Origin of the sequence: Vibrio lentus, from assembly GCF_002875945.1 — a bacterium.
Taxonomy (GTDB): domain Bacteria; phylum Pseudomonadota; class Gammaproteobacteria; order Enterobacterales; family Vibrionaceae; genus Vibrio; species Vibrio apostichopi.
Window position 1 is genome coordinate 84,208 of sequence record NZ_MCZK01000149.1, and the last position, 13,712, is coordinate 97,919.

General features: G+C 45.5%; 10 protein-coding genes. All 10 read left to right on the forward strand.

Features of this window, described 5'->3' with window-relative positions:
* Positions 1-69: 69 nt before the first annotated feature.
* The 10 genes from BCT49_RS18120 (at position 70) to BCT49_RS18165 (ending at position 13,624) form a co-directional block, all read left to right on the forward strand.
* Positions 70-861, forward strand: a complete 792-nt coding sequence (locus BCT49_RS18120) for an acyltransferase (RefSeq protein ID WP_102437187.1) — start codon at positions 70-72, stop codon at positions 859-861.
* Positions 854-1,972 (forward strand): glycosyltransferase, encoded by a 1,119-nt coding sequence (locus BCT49_RS18125; protein ID WP_102437189.1) that lies wholly within the window; start codon positions 854-856, stop codon positions 1,970-1,972. Before BCT49_RS18120 ends, BCT49_RS18125 begins: the two co-directional genes overlap by 8 nt.
* Positions 1,969-3,393, forward strand: a complete 1,425-nt coding sequence (locus BCT49_RS18130; RefSeq protein ID WP_102437191.1) for a GumC family protein — start codon at positions 1,969-1,971, stop codon at positions 3,391-3,393. Before BCT49_RS18125 ends, BCT49_RS18130 begins: the two co-directional genes overlap by 4 nt.
* Before the next feature lie 375 nt (positions 3,394-3,768).
* A complete protein-coding gene (locus tag BCT49_RS18135; RefSeq protein WP_102437193.1) occupies positions 3,769-4,869 on the forward strand; it encodes a glycosyltransferase in 1,101 nt (366 codons plus the stop codon).
* Positions 4,866-6,053, forward strand: coding sequence for a glycosyltransferase family 2 protein (locus BCT49_RS18140; protein WP_102437195.1), 1,188 nt, complete (start codon positions 4,866-4,868; stop codon positions 6,051-6,053). The genes BCT49_RS18135 and BCT49_RS18140 overlap by 4 nt, the downstream gene beginning before the upstream one ends.
* A gap of 9 nt (positions 6,054-6,062) precedes the next feature.
* Positions 6,063-6,722 (forward strand): sugar transferase, encoded by a 660-nt coding sequence (locus BCT49_RS18145; RefSeq protein ID WP_102437197.1) that lies wholly within the window; start codon positions 6,063-6,065, stop codon positions 6,720-6,722.
* Positions 6,723-6,898: 176 nt separating this feature from the next.
* Positions 6,899-7,777 (forward strand): LysR family transcriptional regulator, encoded by an 879-nt coding sequence (locus BCT49_RS18150; RefSeq protein WP_102437199.1) that lies wholly within the window; start codon positions 6,899-6,901, stop codon positions 7,775-7,777.
* Positions 7,778-7,876: 99 nt separating this feature from the next.
* Positions 7,877-8,986 carry an efflux RND transporter periplasmic adaptor subunit gene (locus BCT49_RS18155; protein ID WP_102437201.1) on the forward strand — a complete coding sequence of 370 codons (1,110 nt, stop codon included), beginning with the start codon at positions 7,877-7,879 and terminating at the stop codon, positions 8,984-8,986.
* A 9-nt stretch (positions 8,987-8,995) separates the two neighbouring features.
* Positions 8,996-12,109 (forward strand): efflux RND transporter permease subunit, encoded by a 3,114-nt coding sequence (locus BCT49_RS18160; protein ID WP_102437203.1) that lies wholly within the window; start codon positions 8,996-8,998, stop codon positions 12,107-12,109.
* A 12-nt stretch (positions 12,110-12,121) separates the two neighbouring features.
* Complete coding sequence (locus BCT49_RS18165; protein WP_102437205.1) at positions 12,122-13,624, forward strand: efflux transporter outer membrane subunit; 1,503 nt, start codon at positions 12,122-12,124, stop codon at positions 13,622-13,624.
* The last annotated feature ends 88 nt before the right edge of the window (positions 13,625-13,712 follow it).

Genomic DNA, 13,712 nt, shown 5'->3' on the forward strand with positions numbered 1-13,712 from the left:
TATTATCAATCAATATGTGGCATATAAAATGAAAGTTATCCATTAAAGATAAAAATGGAGATTCTCATTATGACGTCAGTATCAGCGCATCAATTCAAACATTGGCTTAAGTTTCATCCTAATTCTCACATTAGAAATGTATTTTTCATTTTGAAAAACATCAGAACAATGGAATTTCCAAGCCCTCAGATTTTCAACAAGTGCCTTTACCATGTTCATAAACTGGTAACCAACTTCATCTCTGGATTAGCACGCTTTGTTTATTGGACTCCAGCCTTCAAAGGCCGAGTAAATGAATGTGGTAAACGTCTTTACCTTTATGGTGGCCTGCCATTCGTTAGTGGCCCACTCATGATTAAACTTGGTAATGATTGCCGCATCTCTGGGCAAACTACATTTTCGGGATGTACTCAACCAACACCAGACGGTTCTCAGCCTTTGCTAAGCATTGGTAACAACGTTGATGTCGGCTGGCAATCCACTATCGCCGTCGGCCACAAAGTCGTTCTTTCCGACAATGTGCGTATTGCAGGCGGTGCATTTCTGTTTGGTTACTCTGGGCATCCACTAGACGCTAAGCGCAGAGCAGCAGGCGAAGGCGACGATCCTGAACAGATTGGAAGCATCATCCTTGAGAGAGATGTATGGCTAGGCACGAATGTTACGGTAAAAGGTGGAGTCACTATCGGCGAAGGCACCGTGGTTGCAGCAGGCAGTGTTGTCACTAAGTCTATCCCTCCTTTTTCTATTGCAGCAGGTAACCCTGCACGTGTGGTCGGACAGATTCCAAACGAACAACACGTTGAGACTGAATCTGACGTATTCGATTCTCTAGAAACTCATGGAGGTCGTCATGCGTGATTTAATCGTATTCGGTGAAGATTTCGGAGGTCTACCTTCGTCTACTCAGCATTTGGTTCGCCATCTCGCACAGCAACACAAAGTTTTGTGGGTTAACTCCATTGGTTTAAGACAGCCAAAATTGTGTGTCAAAGATATTCAAAGAGCGTCTAACAAACTGTTTGGCAAAACCAAAGCCGTGACTCAGAACATGCTTGATTCGAATGCGGTGGGCAACATAACTATCGTTAACCTCAGAACGATTCCAGCGCCTTCTTCTGCCATTGGACGTAAGATGGCGCAATGGATCATGTTAAAGCAACTCAAGCCGATTATTGCAGAGCTGGATTTGCACGCTCCAATTCTATGGACATCCCTACCGACAGCTGTTGACCTGTGCGGGCACCTCAATGAATCCGCTGTTGTATACTATTGTGGTGATGACTTTAGCGCTTTGGCTGGCGTTGACCATAAAACCGTTGCCAAGCATGAATCCGAATTGATCGAAAAGTCTGATCTTATTTTTGCAGCTAGCGAAAACTTGATGGCGAAGTTTCCTAAAGACAAAGCGCAACTGCTGCCTCACGGTGTCGATGTCAGTTTATTTTCGACACCAGCACCAAGAGCACATGACCTACCAAGCGAACACCGCCCTATTGCAGGTTTTTATGGGAGTTTATCAAAGTGGCTCGACTATTCGTTACTTGAACATGTTGCTCGAGCTATGCCTGAATGGGATTTTGTGTTCATTGGACCAAACGAGTTAGATACGTTATCGCTGCCTCAACTTGAGAATGTGCACTATCTGGGGCCTCGTCCTCATCACTCCCTGCCAAGTTATTCTCAACATTGGGATGTGAGCTTACTTCCTTTTGTCGATAATGAACAAATCCGTGCATGCAGCCCTTTAAAACTCATGGAATACCTTGCAGCCGGAACGCCAATCATCGCCACACCGTTTCCTGCTCTGCTTCCTTACAAAGAGCATGTTTCGACCGTAGAGAACGCGCAACAAATGGTCGAGGCACTGAATTACGCGCGTAACCTTCAAAACACCCCTGTGTCTGTTGTATCAAAAGACAGCTGGCAAAACCGCGGTAACTTCGTGCATTGGATGCTGGAGCTATTATGAACAACTTAAAATTGCGTCTATTGGTTTTATTGAATGCGGCGTGGCGTCAACGCTATGTAATTTTGGTGCCTATTCTGATTCTACCTTTCATCGGTTTTGGAGTAAGTAAGTTGGCGCCGACAAAATACGATGCTCACACCAGTATGTTGATTCAGGAAACCGCTAAGATGAACCCGTTTCTTGAAGACATTGCGGTATCCACGATGCTCAAAGACCGCATGAGTGCCCTTCGTACCTTGCTTCACAGCCGACATGTCCTTTATTCCGTTGCTCAAGAGCTTGGCCTGACGACTCCTGATATGTCGGACGTTGAGAAACAAGAAATCATTACCGACTTATCACAGCGTTTGTCCGTCACACAATTAGGGAAAGATTTCCTAAAGATAAGCCTAAGTTCAGATACACCAGTAGGTATGGAAGACACACTTCGCTCTGTCAGTGAACATTTTATCGAGCAACTATTGGCGCCAGAGCGTTCTTCGATTCAAGACTCAAGTAGCTTTCTTAAAATTCACATTGATGAACGAAACGCAGAGCTCAGAAAAGCGGAAGAAGCGCTCGCACTTTATGTGAACGAAAATGTGCATTCGACACCTGAGGTTCAGAGTCAAAGTTTAAATCGTTTGGCTTCGTTAAAGCAGACACTTGCTGAGAAAGAGGCCGAATTGTCTGGTGTCCAAAAAAGCTTGGGTTCGATAGATCAACAACTCTCGAAAACCAACCCTGTCATTGGGCGTCTAGAAGATCAGATCATTGATATTCGTAGTGCGCTAACTCTCCTACAAGCAAAATACACAGACAAACACAGCGCAGTGCAAGCCAAAGTTCGTGAGCTGGAAAGACTTGAAAACGAGCGAACAGCCTTGTTGGAACAAAAACAACCTGGTATGAACAGCGATCAATTATGGGACATCGCGAGTAGCACGACATTAAACAAGCTTTCCGACATTCAACCCTTGTTAGTGACCCAGCTCCACAGCCTGCAATTGGTTCGAGCTCGTTATGAGTCTTTAACCGAAGAAACCAAAAGCCTTCGTACGATGATTTTTGAATTGGAAAACAAAGCGAACAACTTTGGTGAGAACGCAAAAGAGATGTATCGCTTGCAACGTGATGTGAAGATTAAACGTCAGCTTTACGACGAGCTCACAGAGCGTTACGAAATGGCTCAGTTAACCGGTTCTCTCGGGGTATTTGAAGAAAATAAACGAGTGAAGATTATCGATTTACCGTTTACACCGAGCATCAAATCTAACATGCCGTCATTTATCTTTATTATCTCGGGTCTACTTGCTGGCATCGGCTTAGGTACCGGTTTAGCGATACTGTTCGAACTGTTTGATTCTTCAATCAAACGAAAAGAAGAAATCGAAGACATCATGGGTGTTCCCGTTATTACCGTGATTCCCAGAATGAGTTGATCACACGATCACTTAGTTCCTAGTTCCTAGTTCCTAGCAAGAGTGAGTTCTTAACAAGAATGAGATCATAGGCAGAATCAGCTAAACACCAATAAAAACGCCAACCTCTCGTTGGTGTTTTTTGTGTTTTGGTTTGCTGGTCAGTTTTAGGCTGATTATTCGCTAACTGATTTTCTTATCTTTTGTTCAAACAAACATTCTGTTTTGATTCCTATTTTGAGAATTGCCCTTCAGCAAATACGAAAATCCAATAAACCATTGAAATTTAGCAGTTAATTAACTGGCACGAGACGTGCAGTATAAAACTGGAACACAAGTAGAACGAAACAGAAAGCTAGGTTGCAACATTAGAGCGTTACTGAAGGGAGCAATATTATGGGAAACCAAATCACAACGAATGGCAAAAAAATAATACATGTTGTTCAGCACCTTGCTCCAGGCGGTTTGGAAACGCTGACTCTGGATTTGCTGCGCCTTGCTAAGCCAACCGATCAAGTGTTGATCGTCAGTCTTGAAGGCACTAAAGAAGAATCCATCGCAAACTGGCCGAAGCTTAAGCCTTACCACAACCAAATCGTGTTTTTAGACAAAGAGCCCGGCGTTCAATTCAACATCATCATAAAACTCATTAAAGCATTTAGAGGAATTCGCCCTGACGTTGTTCACACGCATCACATCGGCCCACTGCTCTACGCGGGTTACGCGGCTCGTGTATCTGGTGTCCCTACTCGAATTCATACTGAGCATGACGCTTGGCACCTTCAAGATGACAAGCGCCGACGCTTACAAGCATTAGCACTGAAAGCCGCTCAGCCAACTTTGGTAGCTGATGCAACTCGTGTTTACAACCAACTCCGTTCAGCTTTCGCTTATGAGAACATAATTACCATCAAAAACGGCGTGGACTGCAACAAGTTCAAGCCAATGTCGAAAATAGACGCGCGAACAGCGTTAGGCTTGCCACAAGACAAGAACATTGTGGGTTGTGCAGGTCGATTGGAACACGTTAAAGGTCAAGACCAACTGATCCATGCGCTCGCACTACTGCCTAAAAATACCATCGTAGCTTTTGCTGGCGACGGTTCTAAACGCAAACAATTAGAGCAACTGGCTACCAGCCTCAACCTGAATAATCGCGTCATCTTTCTTGGTTTAGTGGATGACATGACAACTTTTTACGGTGCGCTAGATACTTTCTGCTTACCTTCTCGTCATGAAGGGTTACCGCTGTCAACGCTTGAGGCTCAAGCATGTAACATCCCTACCGTTGCGATGAACGTCGGTGCTGTCGATGAAACCTTATGCCCGGTCAGCGGTAAGCTAGTGAAAAGTGGAAGCATCATAGGGTTAAGCCATGCGTTGTTAGAGAACGAACGCGCACGATTTCTTTCTCCTCGTTCTTATATTCTGAAGCACTTCAACATTATCAAAATGGTCGCATCTTACGATGACATTTCTGAAGGAGTTTACGCATGATTGATTGGCTACTTGCAGGTCTCTGTTTATTTTCAGGAATGCTGATTGTTTACCATCACGCAGCTTATCCAATATTGCTGCGTTGGTATGCGAGACACCATCCAGCTCGTCAAATCGAAGAGAGTCAACGCTGTTACAAGGATGAACAACAGGATTGCACGCTGCCAACGATTACTGTCCTTGTTCCTGCGTTTAACGAAGAACAATGGATTGCCGATAAAATTCGCAACCTTGCGTCGTTAGATTATCCAAAGAAGAAACTGCAGGTGATTATTGCTTGTGACGGTTGTACTGATAACACGGTCGAAATTGCTCAAATGACCATCCAAGAAGCGATGTGCAGCGATATTCACTTTGAGATACACGACCATGCTCAAAACAGAGGGAAAGTTGCCGTACTCAATGAAGAAGTGACAAGCATTACCAGCGACATTACAGCACTTAGTGACGTTTCTGCACTGATATCATTAGATGCACTGTTGATTGCTGCTGCTCACTTTGAAAGTGACGCGGTTGGGGTGGTAAATGCAACCTACCAGTTATGCCCCACAGGCAACGAGGGTGAAAACACCTATTGGCAATATCAAACGGCAGTTAAAGAATGTGAAGCTTCACTTGGTTCAAGTTTAGGTTCGCACGGCGCTTTTTATCTGTTCAGAACTGCGTTGTTTGCACCTCTACCATTGAACACCATCAACGACGATTTCATTTTACCGATGCAAATTGTTAAACAAGGCTATATCGCTGAATACGAGACACAGATGGTGGCGTTGGAACTTGAAGAGTCCAACCTACAAACCGACTTCAAAAGAAGACTTCGTATCTCAGCAGGTAACATGCAGCAAGCGATTCGATTATTTGGTTTATTCAGCCCGAAATTTAGAGGCATAGCGTTCGCGTTCTTCTCAGGGAAAGGTCTGAGACTGTTGACCCCCTATCTGATGATTGTTTGCTTGGTATGCTCAATCGTGCTCAACGAATATCTGTTATTTGAAGTCCTTCTTTGGGCACAAGTGGTTGTTTATAGCATTGGTGTGCTTGGTTGCATCTTACCTAGCAGACTCATCAACAAACCTGTTTCGCTAATCTCTTATTTAATCGTTGGTCATTATGCCAACTTCATTGGTGGCGTACGTTACCTACTCGGACTTGAAAACTCCCCTTGGACTCGAGCTAATCGTTAAGGACTGACAATGATGAACATTGACCAACTATCAAACCAAAACCTATACCAAAGCAAGATTTCTCGCGCGAAACGAACGTTTGATTTTGTTAGCTCTCTACTCGCATTAGTTATCTTATCTCCGGTGTTCCCATTTATCGCTTTGGCCATTGCACTGACTTCTCGCGGTCCTATCTTCTATCGCCAACTGCGCGTAGGAAAATCGACACCAGAAAAGATGGAGATTTTTGAAATCATGAAGTTTCGTAGCATGTATCAAGATGCGGAAACTCGCTCTGGTGCGGTTTGGGCAACGGCGAATGATCCAAGAATTACGCCGGTTGGTCGCTTTTTGAGAAAGACGCGACTTGATGAACTGCCACAACTGTTCAATGTCCTTAAAGGTGAAATGTCGTTGATTGGTCCGCGTCCTGAACGCCCAACTTTTTACAACAAACTCGAAAATGAAATCCCCTACTTTGCAGACCGTACTTATGGCGTAATGCCTGGTATTACGGGGCTTGCACAAGTTAACCAAGGTTATGACACCTGTATCGATGATGTTCGCCGTAAAGTGGGTTTTGACCACAGTTACGCACTGAGTCTATGCTCTGTAAAATCTTGGATTGCGGCTGACCTAAGCATTATCACTAAAACGATTGTGGTGATGGTGGATGGCCGAGGCCGTTAAAACTAGACTTTGCAGCCAATTGTCAGTATCCGTTTGCCTTAGTCCCACGCTTTTTGATTCAAGTCCTATTAAAACCAATGAGTCGTTAATTACTCATTGGTTTTTTCGATTTTATATACCATTTGATATACGATACCGAGCTATTATTTCAACCCTGTATTCGAAGTGCCTTTCCTATGAAAATCGAAGATCTCAAACTATTCACCACCGTCGTTGAACTCGGAAGCTTTACAGCCGCAGCCAACGCACTGGACGTTCCGCGAGCGAACGTGAGTAGACGAATTAATGATCTAGAGAAAGCACTCAACATGCAGCTATTCTTTCGTACCACACGCAGTTTGTCGGTGACTAAGTCCGGTGAACTCTATTACAACGAACTGTTGAAAGCCTTAAGCGCGCTTGAAAAGGCCAACCACATGGCTTCTAACTTGTTGGAAGTACCACATGGTCGCGTAAAGATAGGCCTGCTTCCTGAAACCGGTGATATTGTTCAAGCCACCCTATTTAAGTTCCAAGATCTCTACCCAGAGATTGAACTGGATATTCGCAGTATCAGTAACGGTTTTATAGACATGTACCGCCAAGGGTTAGACCTTGCAATGCATGGAGGTCGACTAAGTGATTCGAATGTCGTGGCTCGTAAGGTTATGGATTTACAGCGTATTTTTGTGGCTAGCCCAGAATACATAGCGAAATCAGGTAAACCCGCAACGCTTGAAGACCTGTCTAAATTTCCGTTTGTCTGTTTCCGCTGGCCAAGCGGCGATGTCGATAAAGAATGGGAAATATCCAACAAAGTTGTAAAGGTTGAACCGTCTATCGTTAGTGACAGTATAGGCTTTGTGAAAGGTGCATCTACCCGTCACCGAGGCATTGCGTTATTGCCTCAATTGATGGTCCGACAAGAGCTGAAAGAAGGTACACTGATCAACCTGTTCCCGACAGAGACTCTGGAAAAAGAAGAAGCTTGGTTACTGTATCCACAACGCAAAGCATTGAGTCATGCCAGTCAATTATTGATTGATTTCTTATTACAAGAATTACCAAAACTCTAATTATTGTCACGAATGTTGTGACAGTGTTATACCGTTAGCACTGATTATCTCTAAGCATCAACTCGATAGAATTGCTCCATCAATATTTAGGAGCAATTCATGATGTCCATCTATCGCTATTCCCTACTCGCTGCCACTCTTATCCCTCTTATCGGTTGTAATCAGTCTGTTTCTACGGAAGCAACTGCCGATTCAGCCAAAGTAACGGAAGAGCGTCCGATTCAAGTCATTCAACTTAAATCGAAATCTCAACAAGCCAGCAAGACCTTTACAGGTAAGCTTCAATCCGTTGAAACGGCAGGTGTGGCGTTTCGCGTTCCCGGTACCATTCGAGAGTTGTTAGTAAAAACGGGCGATAGCGTGAAAAAGGGTCAAGCGATTGCTCAACTAGACCCGCACGATTACCAAGTTGCGTTAGAAGAGTTGCAAGCTCGCGCCTTAGAAGCAAAATCAGCGCACAAATTAGCAAAATCGGAATTGGCTAGAGTAAAACAAGCGATTGCTGACGATGCGATTGCCAACGTCAATCTAGACCGAGCCATCAGTGGTTACGAACGAAGTGAAGCCGCGGTAAAAGTGGTTGAGCAAAATATTCGTCGTGCCAAAGACTCGGTTCGTTACACTCGCCTGCTTGCGCCGTTCGATGGCGTAGTTGCCTCTTCTAACTTCGACCAATACGAACAAGTGCTTCCGGGCGTCTCGGTTTTCACCATCCACAAACCAGAACAGCTAGAAGTCACGATTGATGTACCGGAAAACTTGATTCATCAATTTGAAGCAGAGCAACAAGCGACCATCAGTTGGTACCACGCAAAAAAGTCTATTACTGGTCATGCAACTGAGATCTCGACACTCCCTCACCCAATCAAACAAACTTATTCGGTGACTTATCGTTTGGATGACTTTGCAACTAGCAACACAGACAGGTTGTTGCCAGGTAAAGCCGTCACCCTTACCACTCAATTAGGCGAAAGCAGTGATAATTTCTGCCTACCTTACTCTTCCATCGTAAACCAATCGGGCGCCGAACAGGTCTTTACGATTAAGGACTCGCAAGCAACATCCGTTTCTGTACATGTTGCCTCATTCGGTGAAAACACCGCGTGTGTCGAATCTAAACTGAACGATGGTGACTATGTGGTTGTTAACGGTGCGCAGTATGTTCAAGAGGGCCAGCATTTCTCTTCAATCCAAGTTAAAGATCTGTAGGTAAACATCATGAATTTAGCTGACTTCGCCATAAAACAACGAACCTTCGTCCTGTTCTTCACCGTGTTGAGTGTGATTGCCGGGCTCTACTCTTACTTCGACCTCGGAAAACTTGAAGACCCGAGTTTCACGATTAAAACGGCTGTTGTGGTGACACTCTACCCTGGCGCATCAGCCGAACAAGTAGAACAACAAGTCACGGACACAGTTGAAACCAAGCTTCAAGAAATGGCTAACTTAAACCGTCTGCGTTCTCTTTCACGTCCGGGCATGTCGATGGTGTTTGTCGACTTAAAAGAATCCCTAAACTCAAAAGAATTGCCACAAGAATGGGACTTACTGCGTCGTAAAGTATCAGACATGAAAATGCTGTTACCAAGCACGGCACAAATCAGCATCGTGCAAGACGAGTTTTCTGAAGTTTACGGGATGCTTTTCTCTGTATATGGCGAAGACGCATCTCCATCAGAACTTCGTAGCTACGCGGAAGAGTTACAACGTCGTATTAAAACCGTAGACGGCATTAAAAAAGTCGAGTTGCACGGCGTTCAACCTCGCGTGGTTCATATCGATATTCCAGACGAGCGTTTGGCACAATACGGTTTATCGATGGCTCAAGTTTGGAGTCAATTAAACTCACAGAACACCACGTTTGATGCGGGTAAATTCTCTGCAGGTAGCGAGCGTATTCGCGTTCAGCAATCGAGCCAATTCACTTCGCTAGCTGATATTAAAAATCTGATGATCAAAGGCGGCGTGAGCGAGTTAGGTACTGGCTTGCTGCGACTTGGCGATATTGCTGAAGTGACCATGGGTTATCAAGAACCGATGATGACAGAAAACCGTTACAACGGCGTGCCTGCAGTAACTCTCGCAATGAGCCCTGTCTCTGGTGTAAACGTGGTGTCTCTGGGTGACGACATCAACCGCATCGTTAACGAGTTCCAAGCGTCACTACCATTGGGTGTTGAGGTTGCGACCGTAGCTAACCAACCAGAAGAAGTTCAAAAGTCGATAGATAACTTTGTGACTAACTTAGTAGAGAGTGTGGCAATTGTCTTTATCGTACTTGCCGTGTTCATGGGTCTTAAGAGTGCAACCATCGTTGGTAGCAGCCTGATCCTGACCATCTTGTTAACTCTGATCTATATGAACTTAGCATCGATTGACCTGCATCGAGTTTCTTTGGGTACGTTTATCTTAGCGCTCGGTATGTTGGTAGATAACGCAATTGTGATTACCGACATGATGATCTCGAAGATCAACAAAGGCGTCGACCGCACGGTAGCAGCCATCGATTCTGTCAAAGAGACAGTGACGCCATTGTTTGGCGCGACCGTTATCGCCATTATGGGTGCGAGTCCGGTTATCTTCTCGCAGACCGATGCTGCTGAATTTGCGAGCTCTGTATTCCTAATCATCGCTTCTTCATTACTGCTATCTTGGTTCGTCGCTATGACGTTCACCGCATTGATGTGCTGGATGTTCATTAAACCAACCAAACAGGAAACAGACACCAAAGTCAGCTTTTACCGCAAGAGCGTCAACTGGACAGTCGATAACCCGATGAAAGCGTTGAGTGGCTTGATTCCACTGATCTTGGTAACCGCTTTCGCTATCCCAAGCATTGCAGTTAACTTTATTCCACAAGCAGACCGACCGATCTTGTTCCTCGATTACTGGCTACCGAATGGCGCTAAGGTTGAACAAACCTCAGAAGACATGAAACGTATCGAAGCATGGTTACTTGAACAGCCAGAAGTGGAAAGCATCTCGACTTATGTCGGTGCAGGTGCGCCCCGCTTCTCTGTAACGATTGAGCCAGAACCGTACGACCCGGCTTACGGCCAGATCCTAATCAACGCGACTGACTTCCCATCACTAAGCCCATTAATTGCTCGTGGTGACAAATGGTTAACTCAAGAGTTTCCCAATGCCGACCCGCGCTTTAGAAGCTTGAAACTGGCGACCTCAGACAAGTTCAGCGTAGAAGCGCGTTTCTCTGGCCCAGATATCGACGTTTTACATGGATTATCGAACCAAGCGAAAGCCATTTTCCAAGCACATCCAGATACCAAGTACGTGCGTGATGACTGGCGTCAAAAGAGCAAAGTGTTAGAGCCGATAATCAACCAAGACAAGATTCGCCTTGCAGGTATTAACCGTGCTGACATTGCGTTTGCGATGAAACGAGCGTCTGAAGGCATGCCTTTGGGTCGTATGAATCTAAACGATGAACTGGTCACCATTCAATTACGAGGTACTGAAAACTCCATCGAATCACTAGAAACATTACCCGTTCGCTCGTTGCTTGGTTTACATAGCGTGCCACTGGGTCAAGTTGTCGATGGGTTTGAACTGACCAGCGAAGAGACCATGATTTGGCGTCGTGACCGCGTGAAAACCATCACAGCACAAGCCGGTGTTGGTCGTTACACGACGCCAGCTGCAGTAAGAAACTCAGTGATTGATGATATTGAAGCCATCGCACTTCCACCAGGTTACAGCCTTGAATGGGGTGGCGAGTACTACGACGAACACAAAGCCGTCAGCGATATTCTTAAGCAACTTCCAAAAGCAATTTTGTTAATGGTGATCATCTTGGTGGCGATGTTTAACGGTTTCAAACAACCCGTCATCATCTTCACTACCCTACCGTTGGCAGCAACAGGTGCGACGTTCAGCTTGTTGTTATTGGATAAACCGTTCGGCTTTATGGCATTGATCGGCGCAGTAACACTAACAGGCATGATCATCAAAAACGGGATTGTGCTGATGGACCAAATTGAACTTGAACGTAAAGACGGTCGCTCACTGTCGGACGCAATCAAAGAAGCCACGGTAAACCGCACTATGGCGATCTCTATGGGTGCACTAACCACCGCACTCGGCATGATTCCACTACTTACGGATCTCTTGTTCGACCAAATGGCCGCAACCATTATCGGTGGTTTGGCTGCTGCAACCGTGTTGTCTTTGTTTGTGATGCCTGCGTTGTACAAATTGTTCTACCGCGCGGAAGAGACTACAAGCGTATCTGACGCGATTAAAGATGCCGTAGTCGTGCTTGATGCAACGCCGAATGGCACTGCAAATACTCAGCAATCAAACATGACTCAATAAGGAGCAATAAACATGTATCTATTACCTAGATTTAAAGTGGCTCCTATTGCCCTAGCCTTGTTACTAACCGGTTGTGCGGTTGGCCCTGACTACGACGAGCCGCAAACCACCATGGCAGAAACCTTCTTGTACAGCCAAGATAGTCAAAGCCAAAGCGAGACAAACCAATCAAATACTCACTGGTGGACACAGTTCAATGATCCAACGCTTAACCAGTTGGTGGCCGATGTTCAAAGCCAGAACATCCCACTCAAACTCGCAGCCGAACGAATCAACATGGCCAATTCATACAAGAGTGTCGTTGAATCTTTCAAAGTGCCCACAGTCAATGTCGGCGGTGGTTACTACAACTATCAATTGAGTGAGAACGACTCCCTACTCGGCCCTGTGTTTGGCGCGTCTGATGTCGTTCAATCGGCAACCGGCATGTCATTACTTGATGCACAACACGATGGCGGTTTCTTAGGCGCGAGTATCGCATGGGAAATGGACTTATTTGGACGTATCGATAGACAATCTAACGCGGCAACGATTCGAGTAGAACAAGCCGAGATATTCCAATCAGGCTTGAACACGCTAATCACCGCAGACGTGATTCACAATTACCTGCAATACCGAGGCGCTCAAGAACGCAAAGTGATTGCGATGGATAATATCCAAGACCAACAACGCACACTTGAGTTGGTGACCAAAGTGGTTCGCAGCGGTTATGGCTCTGAGTTGGATCTTGCTCAAGCCAAAGCGATGCTCGCAGCTACAGAGTCGATTGTTCCGCAGTTAGAAATTGCAGAACAAGTTCACAAGCAGCGTCTGGCCGTTTTGTTGGGTGAATCACTAGCGAATGTCAACCAACGTTTAGCGGGCGAATTTACTTTGCCACGAATGAACGATGTTATCCCAACGGGCTTACCTTCTGACTTGTTAGAACAACGTCCAGACATCCGAATCGCAGAACGTCAAATGGCTGCAATTAATGAAGAACTCGGCGCAAGCATCGCCAATCGTTATCCTAAGTTCTTCCTAACGGGCACACCAGGCGTAACAGCAGGAAGTTTTGATGATCTGTTCAGCAGTGACTCATTTGGTTGGGCAGCGTCTGCGGGTATCAGTTGGAATGTATTTGATGGTGGCCGAGGTGAAGCCATGGTTGAGATGAACGAAGCAAGGTTTCGCTCGGCAGCGCTCAACTACCAACATTCGGTAGACAGCGCATTCGCGGAAGTCGATTCAAGCTTGTTTGCTTATGGTCGTAGCCAAGAGAACCAAAAACGCATTGATGAAGCAACAGACGCGGTCGACAACGCAGTGAGCAAAGCCAAATCGTTATACAAAGCTGGCCTAGTGGATTACTTATCGGTGCTCGATGCTCAAAGGCAACAAAAAATGATGCAAGACCGCCAAGTAGCCGCGAAACTGCAAACCGCCAATACCACCATTGCGGTGTATAAAGCTCTGGGTGGTGACTGGAAAATCACAAGTGAATCACAAAGCGTCGAAGTAGCTTCGGTGAACTAGAAAACCTATCCGCTTCTCATCAAAACGATGAGCACAATAAAAAATACCGCTGAATCAATCAGCGGTATTTTTGGGCTCTTCTCCGCTT